This is a genomic window from Spirosoma lituiforme, from assembly GCF_054776635.1.
The window spans coordinates 1,591,861-1,613,808 of record NZ_BAAHBO010000001.1 but is presented as its reverse complement, the minus strand read 5'-3'; the positions used below and the strand labels follow the sequence as shown (position 1 = coordinate 1,613,808).

The following is a 21,948-nucleotide window of genomic DNA, read 5'->3' as shown; positions in this document are numbered from 1 at the left end:
ATTTAATTCAAATGCACCAGGGCTGACCGATAGACACGTCCTTCGAGTGATTCCAGCCATGAACGCAGTATCGTATTTTCCGTAGTAGCCCGGCCAAGCTCATTATCAATTTGCCGTAACAGGAAAAACAGCTGATGCACATGCATCCATTGCTCGGCTATCCGACTGCTCTGCTGGCCTGTTTTTTTCTGCTGGCGGGCCTCTTGGGTGAGTTGCCGTAAACTCATCTTGAGGTGATAACGTAGCATAATCAGCCGACTGGCCATGGGTAAATCGCTGGGATTACGCTCCATATGCGAAATACTCTTGGCTAACATGTTGTTCCGTTGCTGAAGCTGATCAGATACAATCATCCAGGCATGTTCAGCTTGAAGCGAATGGTAAGTGATGGTGTTCATGATGACAAGTACGTATACGGTTTATAAACAAATATACTAAATATGCGATTGATTCCTAATGTATACTTATTTTTTGTAAAATTTTTCTAATGTATTTTGCTGTGTGGCCGATGATTACCTAAGTAGGGCGAACGAGGAGGTAAAGATGTTCTACCTTGAGAAAAACCAACGTCTCATCTGTAGATTATCACTTACGGTTTGAAGTTTGGCGCTAAAACTCGAACTTATGGGCCCAAACGTCATTTTGCCCCATGGATCCTATTTACCGTGTGCTTATCGTTTGCACAAACCACACAGATTATCCGACAAAGTTGCACAAAACGGGCCTGTGGTTAAGCGAAGCAACGCATTTTTACGATGAGTTGGCGGGCCGTAACCTGCCCTACGATATTGCCAGCCCAAACGGTGGTCCGGTGCCCGTTGACGAGAAAAGCATGGACCGACGCGATGCCATCAACGAAAAATGGTATCACGATCCTGCCTTTCGCGCCAAGCTGGATAACTCGATACGCATCGACGACGTAAATCCTGCCCTATACCAGATCATTTATTTTACGGGTGGGCATGGCACCCTGTGGGATTTCCCTGATAATCAGGCGTTGCAGGCAGTTACGCGTCAGATTTATGAGAAGGGGGGGATGGTATCAGCGGTATGTCATGGCGTAAGCGCCCTGCTGAATGTAACACTATCCGATGGCTCGCTGCTGATTGCCAATAAACAGCTGACGGGCTATTCTAACATCGAGGAGAAACTCGGCCGGCTAGAAGAAGAGGTGCCCTTTTTACTGGAAGATTCACTGCGGCAGAAAAAAGCAATATACAGCAAAAGCCTAATTCCGTTTCTGCCTTACATAGAAGTAGATGAGCGGCTGGTAACCGGGCAGAATCCGCTTTCGGCCCGGAAAGTTGGCCGAAAAGTTTTGGAGGAAATGTACGAGAAGTAGGGCACAATGACTGGCTAATCAGCAGCCACTGTGCCCTATTTTATTAAACCACCGCGTGCGGAAATACCTCGCGGAGTGGCTTCAGTTCCTGGTCTTTTTGGGAAACAATAGGGTCTGTAACGCCCCAGTCTATGTTCAAGTCCGGGTCGTTCCAGATAATGCCCGACTCGGCTGCTTTGTGGTAAACATCGGTGCATTTATAGCTGAAAATGCTATCTTCCAGGGCAACGAAGCCATGAGCAAACCCTTCTGGAATGTAGGCCATATTGCCAATTTTGGCATCCAGCAAAAAGGTTTCGTGTTGACCAAACGTCGGAGAGTCGGGCCGCAGATCCACGGCAACATCCAGGACTTGCCCGGTAATTACCCGAACTAACTTGCCTTGTGCGTGTGGCTCGTTTTGCATGTGCAACCCTCTCAGAACACCCTTAACGGAAAAAGATTGGTTGTCCTGCACAAAATCCATCGGCAAACCCAGCGATGCGAAAAGCGGCTTGTTATATGACTCGAAGAAATGGCCGCGTTCGTCTTCGAATACGCGTGGAGTCAACTCAATTAAACCGTCAATGGCTGTTTGTCGAACATGCATAGTCCAGATGTGTTAGGTAATGGTGTTTCACTTGTGGGCAAATTTATGAAACTGGTACCATAAGTCGTACTTTTGGGCAGAATCATTTTACCCTTCGGCCGGGTGTTGAGCATGACCTATTCGGAATTAAGCGAGCAGATTTTTCAGAAACAATCTTATTTATGCGTTGGATTAGACACCGACCCGCGTAAACTTCCTCATCATTTACGAACGGAATCGGATCCTGTCTTTACTTTCAACAAAGCCATTATTGACGCAACGGCCGATCTTGCTGTTGCCTACAAACCAAACATCGCTTTCTACGAAGCACAGGGACCGCGTGGCTGGGAGAGTCTTCAGAAAACGCTGGAATACATTCCTGACAATTGCTTTACCATCGCCGATGCCAAACGGGGTGATATCGGTAATACCTCTGATTTATACGCGCGTACTTTTTTCGATCCGACCGCGGCCGGGCTCTCCTTTGATTCCGTTACGGTGGCTCCGTACATGGGTAGTGATTCGGTGCTGCCTTTTCTAGCGTATGAAGGGAAATGGGTTATTCTGCTGGCGTTAACGTCAAACCCCGGAAGTGCTGATTTTCAACGTCAGCTACTGCAAAATGGACAACAGAATGGCCAGTCGTTGTTTGATCTGGTCATTCGAACAGCTCAGACATGGGCGAGTCCTGATCAACTTATGTTCGTTGTGGGGGCCACGCAGACAAGCGAGCTGGAACAGATTCGGAAACTGGCCCCTGATAACTTTCTGCTTGTGCCGGGTGTGGGTGCCCAAGGAGGCAGTCTGGCCGATGTGTCACGTCTGGGTTTAACGAAGTCGGGGGGCTTGCTGGTGAACGCGTCGCGAAGTATTCTGTATGCCTCCAACGAAGCAGATTTCGCCGACCAGGCAAGAAAAGAAGCGAAGGTATTACAGCAGGAAATGGCTAAACACCTGATTAATCTGGCGTAATCAGCGGTGGTACGCATCATTGAGGATGAGCTATAAGGTAGCATTTTTGCTGATTGTGTTTATATTGCATTCAGTCAGCCTTTATGTCTACTTATCATCGACTGTCCCGTGCCCGAAGCATTTCTGTATTTCATTTGGCAGTACCAGTATTTTACCAGGAACAACCTGATAACAACCGATGGTGACGTTGTGCAGATACTGCATACGGGCTTTCGGAATCACAACGCCGGGCCGGATTTTACGAATGCACGTTTGCTCATTGCCGACGTAGAATGGGTAGGAACGGTCGAGATGCATATCCGTACATCCGACTGGCTGGCTCACCGGCATCAGCACGACCGGGCGTATGATAACGTCATTCTGCACGTCGTCTGGCAGGACGACCGAGCAATTCATAGCCGCCGGGTAGACAGAGCCGATGGCATGTCGTTGCCTACCCTGGAAATTGGTCCCCTCGTCGATCCTGGGCTCTTAACTCGTTATCTGGGTCTTCGTGAATCGCCAGACGCGATTCCCTGTGCCAGTCAGTTCAAATCGGTATCACCGTTGCGGCTTACCTCGATGCTGGACAAAGCCATGATGCAGCGGCTGGAGCGCAAGGCTGCTGGCGTTCAGGAAATCGTTAAGCAAACAAACGGCGATTGGGAGGAAGCGGCTTATCAGTTACTGGCGGCTAACATGGGTTTTAAAATCAACGCCGACCCCATGGCGCAGCTTAGTCGGGCGGTGCCGTTAAAATCCATTCTCAAACATCGGGATGTATTGGTGCAGGCCGAAGCCATGCTGTTTGGTACGGCCGGTTTGCTGCCCGACGATGAACCCGACGATTACGTACGTGCCTTGCAGCGGGAGTACCGGTTTCTATCGGCCAAATACCTGCTCGCTGGAAAACAGATAATGCCGCACGCCTGGAAGTGGGGTCGACTCCGGCCAGCTAATTTCCCAACACTCCGGTTGGCCCAGTTTGCTTGTTTACTGACCAGACAGGCTAGTTTGTTCTCGCTCTTTGTGGGAACAACAGAGATCGATCGCCTGGTCAAAACTTTACAGATTACCCCTTCTGCGTATTGGCAGACGCATTACCGATTCGGCAAGGAGACAGAAAAGGGCGCACCAGCGCTGGGGCAAAGTGCGGCTGAAAATATTGTGATCAATACGGTTGTTCCGTTGCTGGCGGCTTACGCTCACCACCGCGGGCAACCCGCCTACATTGACCGGGCCATAACGTTGCTCGAACAATTGCCCTCAGAAAAAAACCACCTGACCGAAAACTGGGAAACCCTTGGCTTGGGAATCCGTACAGCATTCGATTCGCAGGCGGCTATTGAACTTCATAACGAGTTCTGCTCCCAGAAAAAATGCTTGAGTTGTCAGGTTGGTGCAGCGCTGGTAAGATAAGAGGAAGAATGAATGAAATATGATATAGGGTGTATGATGTATCTCCCAAAATACATCATACACCCTATATCACACATTACAAAAATGCTAAGAACTAGCTGGTTACTACGTCTTGTTTGGCCGAATCCCAGGTTACACGTTTACCCGTATGCAGGGCCGTAGTGGCCATGATGTTAGCAACCGAGTGGTTGAAACCAACCCGCGCCGGTGCGTTGGGTTCCTTACGACTGCGGACGCAACCCATCCAGTTCAACATGTGAAGCGAGGTCATCGGGTCTCCACCGGTATTGGCTGAGGTTTCCATTTTTGCGCCTTCGCCCAATGACATGGTTGGCAGGAGATTGGCCTGCATATTCATGTCTTTTGCATACTTGGCTTCCAGACCACCTTCGGGCGATATTTTGTTCGTATCGAGGTTAATCATGCCGCCGTTCGAATAATAATATTCCTTAACGCCACCGGCTTCATTGTTCATCCGGGAGGAGTACAGTACCTGAAAACCTTTCGATTTGTCGTTGTCCGGACCATAATCAAAGACAGCGGTGAATGTATCGGCGTTAACGCGGCCATCTTTCCAACTGTATACACCGCCGTTGGCAACGACAGAACGAGGATGATCCAAGCCGCTGAACCAGTGAACTGTATCAATCTGGTGCGACATCCATTGGCCCGGAATACCCGATGAATAGGGGTAGAACAACCGGAACTCCAGGTACTTACGCGGGTCCCAGGCGGTCTTTGGGCGGTTCATCTGGTAGCGGTCCCAGTCGGTATCTTCCTTCTTGATTTCAGATACTAACTTGGGCCGACGCCAGCGACCGGGCTGGTTGACGTTCCAGGTCATTTCGACCATAGTGATGTCCCCGAATTTTCCTGATTTAATAAACTCATTGGCCGAATGGTAGTTGGGTGCCGACCGGCGTTGTGACCCTACCTGGACAATCTGCTTCGACCTTTCGACAGCTTTAACGGCCTTCCGGGCATCTTCCAATGACTCGGCAAACGGCTTTTCGCAATAGGCATCGCGACCCGACTCAACAGCGGCTACACAATGCAGGGCGTGCTGGAAATCGGCGGTGCTGATGATAACGGCGTCGACATCCTTCCGGTCGAGCAGTTCGTCGTTGTTGCGGGCTTTAAAAAACGAGTCGTCGTTCCAGCCTTTGCCCTTCAAAAATTGCTCAGCTTCCTCACGACGGCGGCTCCAGATGTCCGATACGCCGACGAAGGCAAAGTTCTGCGCCTTGGCGTGCTCCATGAAAGCGGGTGCCAGCGACTGACGGAACCGGTCGGAAAAACCAATGATGCCCACCCGAACACGGTCGTTCGAGCCGAGGATACGGGCGTAACTACCCGCCGAAAAACTCATGCCCAGACCGGCAAGAGCAGATTTTTTTATGAACTCACGACGATTTTCCATGTGATCCAACGAATTGATTAATAAGGTTAGGCGTAAACAGCAGACCGCCGAAGTGGCTGCAATTTGTTTGGGCCAGGTTAAAGCGTTTTGATTTTGATGTTCCGGAAGGACACCTGGTTGCCGTGATCCTGGAGAAGAATGTGTCCTTTTGGGGCTTCACCAAAACGGCCATTGGCGTTGTACTCGGGGGCTTTGTACTTGCTCATGGCGACCAGCTCCCGGAATTTTTCGCTACCCCGTTCGTAGTCCACTACTTTCTTCCCGTTGAGCCAATGCTCCACATGGTTGCCTTTGGAGATGACACGGCCCGTATTCCACTCGCCAATCGGATTGGCTTTTTTGCTGCTTGCCGGAATCAGGTCATACAGGGACCCAACCGTTCGGTTGCCATCCCGCCCCAATTTGGCATCCGGGTGTTTGTCATCATCCAGCACCTGAAACTCAAGACCAAAGGCCGATCCTTTTGGTTTCGGGCTCTGCTCAGCCACAAAATACTTGACGCCACTGTTGGCACCCTCGGTTAATTTAAAGTCGAACATCAAATCGAAATCGCTGAATTCGCCATCGGTAACAATATCGCCGAAACTTTGGGATTCCGAGCCGTCCGATTTCTGAATGGTAAGCAATCCGTCGGCAACGCTCCAGCCTTTAGCCGGGAATGCGTCTTTGTAGGCACCCCGCCAGCCGTTGGTCGTTTTTCCGTCGAATAGTAATTTCCAGCCGTCTTTTTTCTCCTGCGCACTTAGCGTGTTGGGGGCCTGCGGTTTTTCGGCAGCGATCAGGCTAAGGGCCAAAAGGCCAACAATGAACGATTTTATCATATGCGTTTTTCCGGCAATGTTCTGCGATGCGTCTTTACGTCACAGATGATGTAGGCGTTGTTTTAGGGTTCGACAAAATTGACTGGAACAACACGAAGTACGAATCTTCTGGCCATACTACGCGTCCAGTGTCGCTCCAGTAAGCAAAAAAAGCCCTAATTCTACTATAACGGGTGACTCAGTGAATGTCGCCTACGCTATCTAATCACTGAATCACCCGTTGTTGGGCATCAGAATCCAGGGTTCTGACCGAAGCCTGGGCTGCCATCCGCGGCTTTTTCTGTCCGGTCAATCTGCGTTTGCGGAATGGGCCGCAGGTTGTGGTAATCCTTGATATTGGGTGCTGCATCTGGGTTATACAATTTAACCCGTTCCACCAGATTTCCCCACCGTTTAAGATCGAACCAGCGCATCTGTTCTCCGGCAAATTCGCGGGCACGCTCTTCGTAAATCATGTTCATATCCATCTGCGCGGTTGTGATTTCCATCGCCGACTCTTTACCCGAGTAAGCAGCCCTACGGCGAACTGTATTGATGGCCGTTACGGCTTCGGCTGTTTTGCCAAGCTTTAATTGCGCTTCTGCCAGAATAAGATAGGTCTCGGCCAGGCGGAACGCCAGGTAATCACGGCTACCCTGTTCGTACGTTAAATCAGGACGGTTGGGATCAAGGAACTTTTGCAGTGTTGGAAACAAAGCGGCTGTGTAGGCACTGGGTACCAGCACCTGATATGGCTTGGCGGCCCGTTGCGCCACGGTCCATTCTACCCCCGGAATGTAAATGGCAGTGTCACCCGCTTTCAGTGTCATTTTAGCCTTGCTGTTGTCAAAGGACGTATTCAGATTCGTGCCGGGGTTATTGCTCAGCCAGGTATCCTTAAACGTCTTTTTGTAGCGTGAGTCATTGACCCGGTCTTTGAAAACCGTTTCGGTCAGGAAGGCTGTTGGACGTAACCGCTTGAAAGGGCGATCATTCGCAATGTCACGCTTCATGCCGGGTTGCACATCGTACTGCATACCGAAATAGAGGTGAAGCTTGTTGCCGTCTCCGTTATTGGTATTGGCCGTATTGATGTTGGTTAGCGGATCGGAGGTGTACTGCACCGAAAAGATAACCTCATCGTTGATTTCCCCGCTTCCCTGCGCAAATACGCTGGCAAAATCGGAGAGCAGCTTATAGCCATAATTAGCGATTACATTCTGCGCATAGGTAGCCGCTTTGGCATAATCATCAGCCGCTTTGGCCGATGAGGTGGCTTTGGTCAGGTAGACACGAGCCAGCAAATGTTCCGCGGCTGATTTGGTCACCCGTCCGTAATCGCTAGCCGATTGTGCCGATGCTTTGGTGGTTGGCAGGTCTGGTATTGCTGCTTCCAGGTCAGCCGTAATGGCTTTATAGACATCGGCTTCGGTAGCCCGGCTGGTTTTCTTGGTGGGAAGGGTCGTTTCCGTTAGTCGCAGATCAACACCGCCCCACTGTTGCACTAGAATAAAATAGTAGTGCGCCCGCAGAAACTTCATTTCCGCCACCCGAAGCTTTTTCGTCGCATCCGAAACGGTAGCGGCCGGAGCCCGTTCGATAACGGCGTTGCAGGTGTTGATGCCTCGGTACAGCTCGTCCCAGACCTGCTGGATGATATCGACGAAGCTGTTCATTTGGGTATCGTAAAAGTGAAACCCTTTGTAGCTACCGTCGGCACCGGTCGTGTAAATATCCGTGCCAAACTCGGTCATGGTCAGTCCGCGCTCCGACCCATAAAAGTTTCGCATGGAGGAATAAGCCGCTTTGGCGGCATCTTCGAAGCCTTTGGGCGTATTGATGTAATCGTTGCCAATGGCTGAGACTACGGTTTCATCCAGCACATTCTTACACGCCTGACCGCTGAGCAGGAGAGCGGTCAGGGCCAGAACACGGAATGATTTATGGGAAAAATTGACGTTCATCTTCTTGAATCTTGAGAGGTTAATAAACAGATCGCTTACAAGCTGCACGCTTAGAATTTAACGTTCAGGCCAAAGGTCGTTATGCGGGTCGCCGGCGTTACACCGTTGCTGACCGTTCCATCGCTCGTTTCGGGATCGACACCATTGTATTTCGACCGGTAGGATGAGAAAATAAACGGTTGTTGAATGCTGGTAAATAACCGCAGCGACTGCAGACGAAGTTTTGACGTAATGCTGGCCGGAAACGTATAGCCGAAGTTGATGTTCCGCACTTTTACGAACGAACCGTCGAAGTAAATAATGGCTGCGTTGTATACAGGAAACTCCTGGCTTGAGTTCGGGCGGGGAAACTCATTCGTCGGGTTATTAGGCGTCCAGTAATCGACTTTAATTTGCTCATAGCGACCAGCCAACTGGTTATTGTCGCGGTGGAAACCGCTCAGGATGGTTTGGCCAACCCGGGCATAAATAAAGAAGTTAAGGTCAAACCCTCGGTAGCTGAACCGGTTCGTAATACCACCACTCCAGGTTGGAATGTCGGAGCCCAGGAACACGCGGTCATCGGCCGTAATTCGACCATCGCCATTTGTATCCTGCACTTTAATCTGACCGACAGCACTCTGGTATGATTTAGCCGCGTCGGCTTCGTTCGTCTGCCAGATACCCGCTTTTTTATAATCGTAGAATGCCGTTAGTGGCTTGCCAATGAACCGCTTGTTACCTACGTCATCAACGGCACCGTTGAACAGGGAAATAATTGATTCGCTGTTTTTAGAAAAGACGATATCAGACGTCCATTTGAAGCCGCTCTTTGTGTTCACGTTTACCGTCGATACGCTGATTTCCAGGCCCTTATTTCGGGTGGCGCCAATGTTGCGTGTTACGGCGTTGAACGCGGTGGATGTCGGTAACTGGTCGGAGAGTAATAAATTGGTTGTGTTCGTTTGATACAACTCGATGGCACCCGATACCCGACCGCGCCACAAACTGAAATCGACGCCAACGTTGGTGGTGGTTGAGGCTTCCCATTGTAAATCAGGATTACCAATCGTTTCGGGGCGGTACCCATAAGCGGGTGTGTTGCCAAACGCGTATACCGTGCGGCCCAGCAGCCCCTGCGTTTGAAAAGGTGGAACCCCCTGGTTACCCACCGAACCGCGACTGGCCCGCAATTTCAGCAGATCGATCCAGGTAGACCCTTTCATGAAGTCTTCATTGTTGATATTCCAGCCCAGGGCTATACCGGGGAAATTACCGTACTTCGTGTTTACCCCGAATCGAGTCGATCCATCCCGACGCAGCGTGGCTGTTACCAGGTATTTGTCCTTGTAATCGTAATTGATACGACCCATGTAGGAGTTGATGGTCCACGGAATTAAGTTACTCCCTACTCCCAATACCGAGCTGGCGTTTCCTACATTAAAGAACGACTGTGTTTCGGCGGGAATTCCCTGTACACTAATGAAATTGTACTCGAAATTATCGCGCTGAATGGATTGCAGCGCGGTAAGACCGAAGGTATGCTCTCCAATCTTTTTGTTATACGTCAGTATGTTTTCAATGGTGTAGTTGAACCCAAACTGACTGGTGGTAGCGGCTTGTGGTTCGCCCCCCTTGCGGGCATTCGTCTGGGCGCCGATAAATCGTCCATTACGCTGGATGGTAAAATCGGGCCCGACATTGAGCCGGTATTTTAAACCATCAAGGATGTTTACCTCGGCGTAGATACTATTGAAGATGCGGTATTTTTTGTACTGGTCTACCTGTGCACCCGGCACCACTTCTGCCAGTGGATTGGTAAGCAATGCATCGTTGGTGGGCGAGAAAATCAAATTGCCATTGTCGTCGTAGGGGCGACCAAGCGGATTTTGCTGAAGCGTAAAATTGTACGGATTCAGAGTGGCTCCATTACGCAGGCTGTACATCATGTAAGAGGAAATACCCAATTTAAGCACTTTATTGATCTGGTGGTCAATGTTGGCTCGCAAGGAATAACGTGTGAAATCCAGGCCGGGCATAATTCCCTTATCCTGGAAATAGGCCGCAGAAATATAAAACTGGGTTCTTTCGTTGCCCCCCTGAACGCCCAGCGAATGATTCTGTTGAATGCCCTGCTTCAGAATTAATGACTGCCAGTCGGTATTGCGCCCAGCAGCTATGCCAGTGGCTACATTGGGGTCACCACCCAGAACCGCCACCTTTGAATCGGCATAAGCATCCGCCACACCTGTCGGAACCGCATTGCCGTTGGCGTCTTTGTAATTACCCGTGGTCCGGTAAGCTTCCCGCACGAATTCGGCAAATTCAGATCCGCTGAAGAGATGAATCTTATCCAAAGCGTTGGTAGCCCCGACATAGTTGTCGTAACTGATTGTCGTTTTGCCCGTTGGGCTACCTCGTTTGGTGGTAACCAGCACAACGCCATTAGCACCCCGAGCCCCGTAGATAGCCGTCGCCGTCGCATCTTTCAGGATTTCCATTGAAGCGACATCATTTGGATTTATGTCCTCGTAACCACTCGAAACAAAATCCAGCGTGTTTCCTAAAATAGAGGGGCGGTTGGGTGAAAGCTCGTTCCGGCCACCAATCATTGGAATACCATCTACTACGTAGAGTGGGTCATTTCCCGCATTGAACGAACGCCGTCCGCGAATCCGGATTGTCGGTACGGAACCAGGTCGGCTTCCCGACTGCGCCACGTCTACACCGGCAACCCGGCCCTGCATGGCCTGACCAATGTTGGTGATGGGTTGTTCGGTGATTTGCTTGGGGGTAATCGATGAAATTGCTCCCGTTGTCTGACTCTTTTTCTGCGTACCATAACCCACGACAACAACTTCGTTCAAGGCCCGGGTATCGGTACTTAGCGTCAGGTTGACGGCTGATTTATTGCCAATGGCAACCTCCTGGGTGGTAAAGCCAACCGCCGAGAAAACCAGCACGGACTGGTTGCTGGTTACCGAAATGCGGTAGTCACCATTAGCGTCGGTGGTGGTACCACGCGTCGTGCCTTTCACGGCGACGTTTACACCGGGGAGCCCTGTATTGTCATCCGACGATAAGACTTTTCCCGTTATAATACGCTCTTGTTCAGGGTTAATGAGGTTCTTTTCGGGAAATGTTGGGGGAGCGCTAAAGGCGGGCTGGCCTACTAGCACGAGTGCCGTCAGGCCAAGCAGAGAGAGCCACGCCAGGCGTGGTGGTTGGGTAATAGTTGTCTGCATGTTAAGGTAGATTAGGGTAAAGGTTGTTTATTAAGGTAAGCTTTTGGCCGTACCAGCCGCTACCTCGATTGCATCACCGGGGTTGAGCTGAATAGGCTCCTGGTGCTTCAGCAGTAAGCTGACTTGCCCCGATGTCAGGGCCACGTACGTACCTTTGGGCCGTTGCCGCACCCGAAAAATGGTGCCGAGCGCTTCAATCGTAAGGCCACTCGTATGCACTCTGAACAGGCGCGCCGACGAGGTATCACCCCGGTGCGTAATCGCAAAATCAGCTTCTCCGTTCAGCCAAACGGCTCTTGGCGTTTCATCACCCCACCTTCTGGCGTACCGAACGCTGCTGTTGGGATAGAGCGTCATGGTTGAGTTGTCGGGCAGGCGAATCTGACGGGTCTGACCAGCCGGTGCGTTAATGCTCCAGACGGATTGATTGGGGCCGTACTGCATCCAGAGAGCCCAGCCAATCAGCGCAATCACGCCCGATGCAGCCAGGGCCGTTCTGATAAAGTACCACCAGCCAACAACGGCCCGAACGTCGGGTTGAAGCGGGCGAACATCATCCATTGTCTGGAGCGACTCGCGAATTCGACCCCATACCGATGAAACATCGTCTGCTGACAAGTCGGACAGATTCGAAATACTACCTGTGTGAATCAACTCACGTGCTGTCTCAATCGTGTCTTCCTGGTGGGGATGGTTCAAAAGCCATAGTTGCCAATAGGAAGCTACCTCCTCGTCTTCAGGGTATTTTACCCATCGGACAAACAGGTCGTCAAGAGCGAACTCTTCAGCGCTGTAGGCAGAATATGACTTGTATGACACGGTATACAACAGTTTCGTGTTAGCCAAAGCGCCGGGCGTAAGGGTTTCTACTTATGAGAATGGGTCTGTGGTCATCAAAAGAGGGTGGATTAGAGTTTATATGAATTATGGACTATTTAAGGACGATCCGAATGGAGCTATGATGGCAGTTTCTGTAGCATCATTGTAATTTTGTTCATAATAGTAGATAATAGAAAGAAAAAACCTGATTTTTTTTATGCAAGCGTTACCGGGAACGTTTTCGGACAGGATACGTAGCAGATTTTGTTGTAAGAAATCTAGTCTGCAGCAAAATTGAGGGTTAGCTAACGAGACGCGTAAACAAAAATGACGAAAGGTTAATATTGTATTAATCTTATAGTAAGTATACCGTAGTGGCTGGTATTTATAGACTTAACGGTTGAATTTAACCGCCCGTACGATGCTTTTGCGATCTGACTTTGCCTTTGTGCCCGTTGTTTTATTACGAATTAGTTGTATTGGGCTGATTTACAAGTAACCGCCACGGGGGTATTCTAACCATTGTCCGATTTATTGGTTAAGAGTTCATCAGAACAATGGAAAAAAATAACCAAACTTGGCGGGCGACTTTTCGAGGCTTTGTGCACACTGCCTATGCCTCATTTTTTATGGTATTGGCCCTTTCGCAGGTGCGGGCAGGAAACGTAGACCAGATTATCGGTAGTTACGCCGACACAACGGCTATTCGGTTGGCCGAACCCAAATCGCTGACGTTTACGGCGTCTACTGATCAACGTTTCTTTTTCTTCAAGGATACCCGAACCGAAGATAATCGCCGGGTGCCGGTTAGCGTATACGGTATCAGGGCGGGTTTTTTATTTCCGGCGCAACGCGACAGACCAGCTCTTCAGGGTGGGCGGTCAGCCAGCTTTAAGGCGGGGGCCGGTTTTTATTTCGTCAACCAGCGCATTGACCATCCGGGTTTGTTACCTAACACGTCGGAGTCTGTTACACGCCGTCTGCGAATAGCCACCGTTTATTATGAGCGTTATCTGCTTCGGCGAAAAGCGTTTGAAGTGAGTATGCCCATCGAATTCGGCTACGGCCATTCCAGATACGAAGTCAACGACGACCAGGCGGGTAAAAATGAAGTGGCCAGGGGTGTTTTTCTGCCATTGGGGGTAGGGGTATCGGCAGCCTATCAGTTTCCGGTAGTACAATGGCTTCGTCCATTGCACTGGTTCGGGCTTAACATACTGACAGGCTACCGATTTATTCTAAAGCGGGATGTTCCGGAAAGCCAGATTAATTATACCGGCTTTTACATATCCGTAGGGCCTTCATTCTTTCTCGAAAACCTGACCGCCGACGTAAAGCGCTGGCGGCAAAAACGAAAAAAGGTCGATAAGGTCCGGTAGTCTGGCTACTCCGGAACAGAAGCGCTTTCTTCCCACCGGATGCTCACGGCCTGTTCAATAGCTGGGTTCAGGCTGATGGCTACCGGGCACGTATGCGCCAGGGCTTCGAGACGGGAGCGGGTCGCTTCATCGGGTAATGCATCGGCCTGTAATGTCAGGTCAATGTCAATGCGGGCGATGCGCCGGGGTGGCTGACTGGTCATGATTTTTGTCACATCCAGCTTACTGCCTTTCAGCTCGATACCATCCCGCCGGGCAAAAATAGCCATCGTTGTGATAATGCAGGTTCCCAGCGCGTTAGCAACCAAGTCGGTCGGCGAGAAGGCCTCACCCCGGCCCTGGTTATCGGTCGGCGCATCGGTGTTCATGTGCGTGCCTGATTGCAGATGAATGCATTCGGTCCGCAGTTCACCCAGGTAATCGATATGAATTGTAGCCATAAAACTGTAGGTAATCGGTTTATCGGTGATAAAAAATTGACGCAAGCGGTTACGGTTGCCCGGCAAATTTACAACGTACAGCCTTTGTCACTTTCCGCCCTGCCGAATATAAACATATAGATTAGGGGGTAGTTACGCTAATACTTTGATCTGATGTTGCTAACGATCGCAAAAAATGGTATTTTTATTTCTGGATTTTACGACGATGAGAACTATATACGTATTGCTGGGCTTGCTGATAGGCACCTCGCTTCTGCCAGGGCAACGAGCCGCAGCGCAAAAGGCCGATGTGGTTGAGGATGATAATTATACGACAATAACGACGTTCGGTATCACCACAAACACCAACTCGGGTATTGTGGGTGGATTTGCCTTCCGGCAGTCCAAGCAGCTGACCGGTTCACTGTTCGGCATGCCTCAATACCGGTATCTCAGCGTTGAACTGGTCAACGTAAAACATCCGAAAGAACTCCGCTCATCCATCAATAACATTGGCTCCGGTTATCTCGACGGGAAAGAAAACTATTTGTTCGTTCTGCGGCCTTCCTACGGCCGGGAAGTAAAACTGTTCCAGCGTAGCGCAGACGAGGGAATCGCCATCAGTGGCATTCTGGCCGCGGGCCCATCGCTGGGTATTATTAAGCCTTATTATCTTGAAGTTTCCTACGGCAATCAGACCCGTACCGTACCGGCATCACAGGTCAACGGATTTGCTACGTCTGCCGGCGAAACGGTTACGGGAGCTGGTGGTTTTTTTCAGGGAATTGGCGAATCAAAACTAACCGTTGGGTTAAACCTGAAAGCAGCGCTTAGTTTCGAACTAAGCGCTTTCCGGAACAATACCACGGGCGTTGAAATTGGCTTTCTGGCTGAGGCCTTTCCTAATAAAATCGTGATTATACCAAATCCGGACCCGACCGGCCGACGTGAGGACGGAAACCGAAGCTTCTTTACAACAGGTTACATTACCTTATTTTTTGGCAGCAAAAAATAATAGTTGATGCAGGCTCACCTCCGCGTTCCTTTTGCTTCCTACGGACCAGTTAGTGAACTTTACGCCCGAAAAACGAATTTTGCTGGAAAGGATTGAGGTGACATGATTGAACTACCCGTAATACCCTCCGAACAACAACGTAACCGGGCGGGTGCCCCAAAACGGCCCGACTGGCTTCGTGTAAAATTGCCCATCGGCCCAGAATACGCTAAAGTTCGCAAGCTGGTGGACGAACATAAACTCCACACAATTTGCGAGAGCGGTAACTGCCCAAACATGGGTGAATGCTGGGGTGCCGGTACGGCTACGTTTATGATTTTAGGGAACGTATGTACCAGAAGCTGCACATTTTGTGCTGTAGCAACCGGGCGCCCCAACGAATATGATACCGATGAGCCTCGTCGTGTAGCCGAAGCCATTACGCTTATGAAGGTGAAACATGCCGTTCTTACGTCTGTTAACCGGGATGAGTTGAAAGATCGGGGTGCCGAGATCTGGTACCAGACGGTGCGGCTGATTAAGGAAGCATCGCCAGCCACAACTATCGAAACATTGATTCCGGACACGAAGGGCAATTGGGAAGCGCTCGAGCGAATGATCTCAGCGGGCCAGGAAGTTGTCTCGCACAATATGGAAACCGTTGAGCGGCTCTATCGGCGCGTTCGGCCGCAGGCTCGCTACGAGCGTAGTCTTGAGCAAATTCGCCGGACCAAAGAATACGGCCAACGCACGAAGTCGGGTATTATGCTCGGGCTAGGCGAAACGTACGATGAGGTGGTCAAAGCAATGGATGATCTGGCGGCAAACGGGCTCGATATTCTGACCCTGGGCCAGTACCTGCAGCCAACCAAAATGCACCACGAAGTGATTGAGTGGATTCATCCCGAAACATTCGCCAAATACCGCGAAGAGGGACTGCAGCGCGGCTTGAAATATGTCGAGTCGGGGCCATTGGTTCGGTCAAGTTATCATGCCGAAAAGCACGTACACGTATAAAACTGTTCAGAGGAAAGTTGTTGGAGCCAGGCGTTAGCTGCGCATAGCTTTTTCAACTTTCTGAACAATTAAGCTTATTTCAGATTTAGAAAAGAGAGTCCGGGCCCTGGGTTCGGACTTTTTCTTTGCTGCATGAAAAAATACGACTTCATCATTGCAGGAGGGGGCATGGCGGGTCTGAGCCTGGCCTACTATCTGAGTCAGTCACCCTTGCGTGACCGAAGCATTTTAATTCTGGAGCGGGAGGCTAAAATCAGCAACGACCGCACCTGGTGTTTCTGGGATCGTAAACGTGCGCCCGCCCGCTCGGAAGACGTATCGGAAATGGCACCCAGATCGACTCCTTTCGAATCCATTCTGTTTCGCTCCTGGGATACGGTCAGCTTTCATGGCACAACCTACACCGGGCCCATCGACATGGGTGACTACCAGTACAAGATGCTGCGGGGTATTGACTTTTACGAGTTTGTACAACACGAATTGGCCAAATACCCGACAATCGAGCGAAAGCAGGCTACTATTAACCGAATTAAGGATACGCCACAAGGCGGATTCGTGATTGCCGACGATGAGCCTTACATTGCTGATTATGTGTTTGATAGCACATTTCTACTGAAGCTGGACCAGCCCGAAAACCATAACCTGCTGCAACACTTTAAAGGGTGGGTGATCAAGACCGAGCTGGCCTGTTTTGATCCTCGCCACCCCGAAATAATGGATTTCCGGGTGTCACAACACGGCGACTGCCGGTTTATGTACGTACTACCGTTCGATGAACGAACGGCGCTGGTTGAGTTTACACTCTTTAATGACAAACTCATCACGGAGGGAGAATACGAAGTTGAATTGCGGCAGTATATTGATCAGTTTCTAAAACCTGGCGCTTACCAGATCAGCGAAACGGAGTACGGCGTAATCCCTATGTCGGACGAATCGGCTCCCGAAGTTCCATCAGATCACATTGTTCGAATTGGCACATCGGGCGGCTACACAAAGGCGTCAACGGGCTATACATTTCAGCGGACGCAACGATACTTACAGACGATTGTCCAAAACCTGGTAAAAACGGGCAAGCCCCATCGCCCTGCCCCCTGGTTTGCCCGCCGGTTTAAATTATATGATAGTATTTTTCTGAATGTGCTGGAAAAGCATCGTCACCCGGCCGATGACATTTTTACGCGTGTCTACACCGAGAATCCGGGGCGTGTCTTCACCTTTCTGGATGAGGAAACAAGCTTTCTGGACGAATTACGGCTATTTACGACAATGCCATTTGTGCCTTTCCTCAGTGCCTTTTTCGATGTATTACGCCGAAAGATAGTTGGGTAAGCCAGATCAGGCTTAATTAGTAGCTTGTCCCCTATACAGAAACTCGTAGCTTTGCACTTTACAACCAAGTACTATAGATAGCGCAATGCCTTATCTCTTCACTTCCGAATCTGTTTCCGAGGGACATCCCGATAAAGTTGCTGACCAAATCTCCGATGCATTGATTGATAATTTCCTTGCTTTCGATCCGTCCAGTAAAGTAGCCTGCGAAACGCTCGTTACAACAGGGCAGGTCGTTTTGGCGGGAGAGATCAAGACGGATACGTATCTGGACGTGCAGAAGATTACACGCGAGGTCATTCGTAAAATTGGTTATACCAAGAGTGAATACATGTTTGAGGCCAACTCATGCGGTATTTTCTCGGCCCTTCACGATCAATCGGCCGACATTAACCAAGGCGTTGATCGTAAGGTTGAAAATCCCGATTTTGAAACGCTGGCCAACGCACAGGGCGCGGGCGATCAGGGTATGATGTTTGGGTATGCTACCAACGAAACGGATAACTACATGCCGTTGCCGCTGGATCTGGCCCATACCATTCTGCGTGAGATGTCGCAAATCCGCAACAATGAGATCGAGCTGATGCCTTACCTTCGGCCCGATGCCAAGTCGCAGGTAACGATCGAGTATTCGGACGACGACCAGCCTATCCGCATCGATACCATCGTGGTATCAACGCAGCACGATGATTTCGCCGATGACGAAACGATGCTGGCTAAGATCAAAGATGATATTATCAATATTGTTATTCCCCGCGTGAAGGCCGCCCAGAAAGCGGAACTTCATGGCTTGTTTACCGATAACATTACGTACTACATCAACCCAACGGGTAAATTTGTTATCGGTGGTCCCCACGGCGACACGGGTCTGACAGGCCGGAAAATCATTGTGGATACCTACGGTGGCAAAGGCGCGCACGGTGGTGGTGCCTTCTCCGGAAAAGACCCCTCCAAAGTAGACCGTTCGGCTGCGTATGCTACCCGGCACATTGCCAAAAACCTGGTTGCTGCCGGTCTTTGCGATCAGGTACTGGTGCAAGTCTCTTATGCCATCGGTGTTGCCAAGCCTTGTGGTTTGTATGTGAACACGTATGGTACGTCCAAGGTAGGAATAAGCGACGGTGAAATTGCCGAGAAAGTAGCTGCCATTTTTGATATGCGGCCTTACGCTATCGAGCAGCGGCTTAAGCTGCGAAACCCAATCTATTCTGAAACGGCTGCCTATGGACATATGGGCCGTAAGAACGAGGTCGTCAAGAAAACGTTTGGCGCCAACGGGCAAACAAAAGAAGTTGAAGTAGAACTGTTTACCTGGGAAAAGCTGGACTTTGTTGATCAGGTGAAAACTGAATTTGGCTTGTAAGACGTGATTGGGTTTCTACCCGCATGATAAGCAGAAAAGCCACTCTATCAGGAGTGGCTTTTCTGCTTATTGTACCGTTACATTCGTTTATAACTCGTCGGTTTCAAAGACCTCATCTTCGTCTTCTATCTTCGTTTTAGCTTCTGTAATAGCCGGACTGGAAATGTCGTTACGTTTCTGTTTGAACCGAACGAGCTTATCCTTCAGCACATCCATTACGCGGTCCGTTGCGCTTTCAAAACTTTTGTCGTGTTCTTTGACGAACAGTTCTTTGCCCGGCAACATTAGCCTGACCTCTACTATTTTCTCCTTAACCTTGTTGGAGTCGGCTCCATCCAGCCTTAGAAACACCTCTCCACCGATTATACGGTCATGGAATGTGTCTAACTTGTCGAGTTTGGCCTGGATAAAATCTAACAGGCTTTGATCGGCCGTAAACTTTACGGCATTAATTTGTAGTCTCATTGTGTCGCTTTTAAAGTGAATTGATCAGAACATCAATGGATTGACTAAGGTTGGCTTTATCAGTCAGAAAGTCAATAGCATCTATGAAAGATACAACCATGTTTCACGACTGATCTTTACTTCATGGGTTAAATGGTTGACGCATGTACACTTCTTGTTGTTCGTGGAACGGCTTCGCTTCAAAGTTCTTCGAAAAGTCTAATTGTAAAACTGGTCTAAAATGACTTGAATAGCCTGATTCGGTCGAAGTGTAATGAGTGGCTTAGGAACAATACGCTGATTACTGACGGCTTTAATGGAAAAACGGCGCACAAACAGGGCCAGTAAAATCTGCATTTCCATCAGCGCAAACTGATTGCCAATACACAAACGGGGGCCTCCGCCAAACGGCAGATAAGCGTACGAGTGCAACCTGTCCTTAAGCCCGCCCGGCGCAAACCGCTCAGGGTCGAACCGATCTGGATCCGGCCAGTTAGCCGGGTCGCGGTGCAGAAGATAGGGGGAGACCAACGCCGTATCGCCCGCCGGAATCGTATACGGGCCAAGATGGTCATCCTGGTGGGCTCGTCGGCTCATGATCCAGGCGGGCGGGTAAAGCCGCAAAGACTCCTGAACGACCTGCATCGTGTAAGTCAAGGCACGAAACGCTTCGGGTGGCGGAGTTCGGGCGTCGCCCAGAACGGATTCGCTCTCGGTCTTGAGTTGGGCCAGTACGTCGGGGTGTTTGGTGAGCAGATGGATTGTCCAAGCCATAGAAACCGCCGTAGTCTCGTGACCCGCAGAGAAAATAGTTACGGATTCGTCCCGCAGTTGCTGATCCGACATTCGTTCGCCTGTTTCTTCATCTTCGGCACTGAGCAGCATCCCCAATAAATCATCCCGTTCGTCAGAAGCTATTCGTCGTTGGTCGATGAGACCAAAAATAAACGAATCGACCAGCATTCGGGCTCGTTTAGATCGTTGATTATCTGGGGTCGGCCAGGAATAAGGTAACCGAATCGGAGACAGCATCCGCTTGTTAGCCAGGTAATTGAGCGTGTCCAGGGCATGGGAAAGACCGTCGAGTTTGCCGGTAGTATCTGACCCAAACAAGGTTTTGCAGACAATTCGCATGGTTACGTCCATAAATGCCTGCGAAATATTGACTGGCTCTTTCCGCCTGGTGCTACTAAATTCGTCAAGCCAGTCGGCTGTTTCCGAAATCATTGTTTGGGTTAGAGCTGCCAGTTTCTGCCGGTGGAAGGCCGGTTGCGCCAATCGCCGTTGCCTGCGCCAGAAGTCGCCATCGCTGGTGAGCAGCCCATTCCCCAGGAAGATTTTAAGTACATCGAAACCCGGTGAGCGACCATAATTCCGATGGTTTTCCTGCAAAACGTGTTTGGCATCTTCGGGTTTCAGTACCAGATACTGATTCCGTCCGCCAATCCGAAGGTGAACGATACGGTCGTGGTTCTGCTGTAGCGTATTCAGCACGCCGAGCGAATTTCGCAGAAAAGCCAGCGTATTGCCGAGGAAGGGCAGGCCGGGGTGCAGGGGAACGGGTTGAGCAGGATTGGTACTTGTTTCCATTCAGAACAGCTGATCCAGGATAAAACCAGATCGACACGAAAGATACGAACGGCCGGACAGAATTGCTCGTTGGGGTCAATCCCATTTCTCGTGGATCAGCTTCTGGAACTAGCATTAGGAAAATATTGTCGCTTGCTACGTGACAGTAGTCCTTATCCTGCGCTGGTAATTTCTGTCATTTAATTCGTGGAAGGCTCGTCGGTAATACGGGGGTCAATGTTGATCCAGGCTTCCGATTTGTCGCGCATGGTGTATTGCGTCGAAAATTTGAACTTAGTGGTGGTTACATCATTTTCAATATACAATTCGCGCGGGCCAATCATCAGGCCATCTTTCTTGCCGTATACCCATTGTAAATCGAAGGTGATGACGGTCTTCTCGTTTATTCCAGAAGGCATTTTGATTGCCGATAGGGCGGTTGAAATCTGATCGGACTGCAAACAGGACGTGACTTTGCAGGTGCGAATCTGATATCCTTTGTCGACTGGGAACGCCGGTTTATTGCGACGGGTAAAGTAGGCTTTGACGGTGTAAGTTATCAGGCCCGACTGGCCGGCAGGCGCCGAACTTTTGGCTTTGGTAAATGGCAAGGGCGTCGGTTTGGGCTGACCATTGTTCACCCGTTTCGCCGTTCCGAGCAACGAACCGTCCTTACCGTAGAACTCCAGTTTATCGAACGAAAACTCACAGGCGTAGGGGCGGTCCTGACCGTTGGTTAGTTTACAGGGCAGATTGAGCGTCGGAATTTTTTGCTTAGGATTGAACTTGATCGTTGTGCTGGCCGGGTTCGTGAGGGTAGCCGAGAAAGGCGGTTGCGCCTGGGCTGTAAATGATAGAACAAGCATCATCAAGGCGAAGATAAATTGTGCGTTCATTGGCTCGATAAATTACTGTGTGGAGAGTTTA

At 50.1% G+C, this 21,948-nt stretch carries 19 protein-coding genes; 8 read left to right on the top strand and 11 right to left on the bottom strand.

Features of this window, described 5'->3' with window-relative positions; translation table 11 throughout:
• Window positions 1–2: 2 nt before the first annotated feature.
• Window positions 3–398, bottom strand: coding sequence for a hypothetical protein (locus tag ACYU87_RS06895; RefSeq protein ID WP_461133286.1), 396 nt, complete (start codon window positions 396–398; stop codon window positions 3–5).
• 251 nt (window positions 399–649) lie between these two features.
• Here ACYU87_RS06895 and ACYU87_RS06890 point away from each other — a divergent pair, with 251 nt between their 5' ends.
• Window positions 650–1,342: a type 1 glutamine amidotransferase domain-containing protein gene (locus tag ACYU87_RS06890; protein WP_461133285.1), complete on the top strand. Its 693-nt coding sequence runs from the start codon at window positions 650–652 to the stop codon at window positions 1,340–1,342.
• 43 nt (window positions 1,343–1,385) lie between these two features.
• Here ACYU87_RS06890 and rfbC read toward each other — a convergent pair whose 3' ends face one another.
• Window positions 1,386–1,931 (bottom strand): dTDP-4-dehydrorhamnose 3,5-epimerase, encoded by a 546-nt coding sequence (gene rfbC / locus ACYU87_RS06885; protein WP_461133284.1) that lies wholly within the window; start codon window positions 1,929–1,931, stop codon window positions 1,386–1,388.
• Between the two features lie 111 nt (window positions 1,932–2,042).
• On the opposite strand from rfbC, the gene pyrF reads away from it, so the two are divergent.
• Window positions 2,043–2,882 (top strand): orotidine-5'-phosphate decarboxylase, encoded by an 840-nt coding sequence (pyrF, locus tag ACYU87_RS06880; RefSeq protein ID WP_461133636.1) that lies wholly within the window; start codon window positions 2,043–2,045, stop codon window positions 2,880–2,882.
• Between the two features lie 108 nt (window positions 2,883–2,990).
• Window positions 2,991–4,280, top strand: coding sequence for a DUF2851 family protein (locus ACYU87_RS06875; protein WP_461133283.1), 1,290 nt, complete (start codon window positions 2,991–2,993; stop codon window positions 4,278–4,280).
• Between the two features lie 94 nt (window positions 4,281–4,374).
• Here ACYU87_RS06875 and ACYU87_RS06870 read toward each other — a convergent pair whose 3' ends face one another.
• From ACYU87_RS06870 to ACYU87_RS06850, 5 genes are all read right to left on the bottom strand, one after another.
• Window positions 4,375–5,700: a Gfo/Idh/MocA family protein gene (locus tag ACYU87_RS06870; protein ID WP_461133282.1), complete on the bottom strand. Its 1,326-nt coding sequence runs from the start codon at window positions 5,698–5,700 to the stop codon at window positions 4,375–4,377.
• Between the two features lie 77 nt (window positions 5,701–5,777).
• A complete protein-coding gene (locus tag ACYU87_RS06865) occupies window positions 5,778–6,521 on the bottom strand; it encodes a 3-keto-disaccharide hydrolase (protein WP_461133281.1) in 744 nt (247 codons plus the stop codon).
• Between the two features lie 230 nt (window positions 6,522–6,751).
• Window positions 6,752–8,464, bottom strand: coding sequence for a RagB/SusD family nutrient uptake outer membrane protein (locus ACYU87_RS06860; protein WP_461133280.1), 1,713 nt, complete (start codon window positions 8,462–8,464; stop codon window positions 6,752–6,754).
• 50 nt (window positions 8,465–8,514) lie between these two features.
• Window positions 8,515–11,688, bottom strand: coding sequence for a SusC/RagA family TonB-linked outer membrane protein (locus tag ACYU87_RS06855; RefSeq protein WP_461133279.1), 3,174 nt, complete (start codon window positions 11,686–11,688; stop codon window positions 8,515–8,517).
• Window positions 11,689–11,718: 30 nt separating this feature from the next.
• Window positions 11,719–12,507 (bottom strand): FecR family protein, encoded by a 789-nt coding sequence (locus tag ACYU87_RS06850; RefSeq protein ID WP_461133278.1) that lies wholly within the window; start codon window positions 12,505–12,507, stop codon window positions 11,719–11,721.
• Between the two features lie 629 nt (window positions 12,508–13,136).
• Between ACYU87_RS06850 and ACYU87_RS06845 the strand changes: the two genes are divergently transcribed.
• The gene (locus tag ACYU87_RS06845) at window positions 13,137–13,886 is read left to right on the top strand and encodes a hypothetical protein (protein WP_461133277.1); all 750 of its coding nucleotides are present in this window, start codon (window positions 13,137–13,139) and stop codon (window positions 13,884–13,886) included.
• A 5-nt stretch (window positions 13,887–13,891) separates the two neighbouring features.
• Here the strand turns inward: ACYU87_RS06845 and ACYU87_RS06840 are convergent, their stop codons facing one another.
• Window positions 13,892–14,326, bottom strand: a complete 435-nt coding sequence (locus tag ACYU87_RS06840; RefSeq protein WP_461133276.1) for an OsmC family protein — start codon at window positions 14,324–14,326, stop codon at window positions 13,892–13,894.
• A gap of 205 nt (window positions 14,327–14,531) precedes the next feature.
• On the opposite strand from ACYU87_RS06840, the gene ACYU87_RS06835 reads away from it, so the two are divergent.
• The 4 genes from ACYU87_RS06835 to metK all read left to right on the top strand — a co-directional run bounded on the left by ACYU87_RS06835 (window position 14,532) and on the right by metK (window position 19,008).
• The gene (locus ACYU87_RS06835; RefSeq protein ID WP_461133275.1) at window positions 14,532–15,320 is read left to right on the top strand and encodes a hypothetical protein; all 789 of its coding nucleotides are present in this window, start codon (window positions 14,532–14,534) and stop codon (window positions 15,318–15,320) included.
• Between the two features lie 102 nt (window positions 15,321–15,422).
• Entirely contained in the window at window positions 15,423–16,316 is an 894-nt protein-coding gene (gene lipA, locus ACYU87_RS06830) for a lipoyl synthase (protein WP_461133274.1), read from the top strand.
• Between the two features lie 132 nt (window positions 16,317–16,448).
• Window positions 16,449–17,645, top strand: coding sequence for a lycopene cyclase family protein (locus ACYU87_RS06825; RefSeq protein ID WP_461133273.1), 1,197 nt, complete (start codon window positions 16,449–16,451; stop codon window positions 17,643–17,645).
• Window positions 17,646–17,730: 85 nt separating this feature from the next.
• The gene (gene metK / locus ACYU87_RS06820) at window positions 17,731–19,008 is read left to right on the top strand and encodes a methionine adenosyltransferase (protein WP_461133272.1); all 1,278 of its coding nucleotides are present in this window, start codon (window positions 17,731–17,733) and stop codon (window positions 19,006–19,008) included.
• 87 nt (window positions 19,009–19,095) lie between these two features.
• Here metK and ACYU87_RS06815 read toward each other — a convergent pair whose 3' ends face one another.
• The 3 genes from ACYU87_RS06815 to ACYU87_RS06805 form a co-directional block, all read right to left on the bottom strand.
• Window positions 19,096–19,473: an HPF/RaiA family ribosome-associated protein gene (locus tag ACYU87_RS06815; protein WP_461133271.1), complete on the bottom strand. Its 378-nt coding sequence runs from the start codon at window positions 19,471–19,473 to the stop codon at window positions 19,096–19,098.
• 198 nt (window positions 19,474–19,671) lie between these two features.
• Window positions 19,672–21,042, bottom strand: coding sequence for a cytochrome P450 (locus ACYU87_RS06810; RefSeq protein ID WP_461133270.1), 1,371 nt, complete (start codon window positions 21,040–21,042; stop codon window positions 19,672–19,674).
• 179 nt (window positions 21,043–21,221) lie between these two features.
• Window positions 21,222–21,917, bottom strand: coding sequence for a hypothetical protein (locus ACYU87_RS06805; RefSeq protein WP_461133269.1), 696 nt, complete (start codon window positions 21,915–21,917; stop codon window positions 21,222–21,224).
• Window positions 21,918–21,948: the final 31 nt, after the last annotated feature.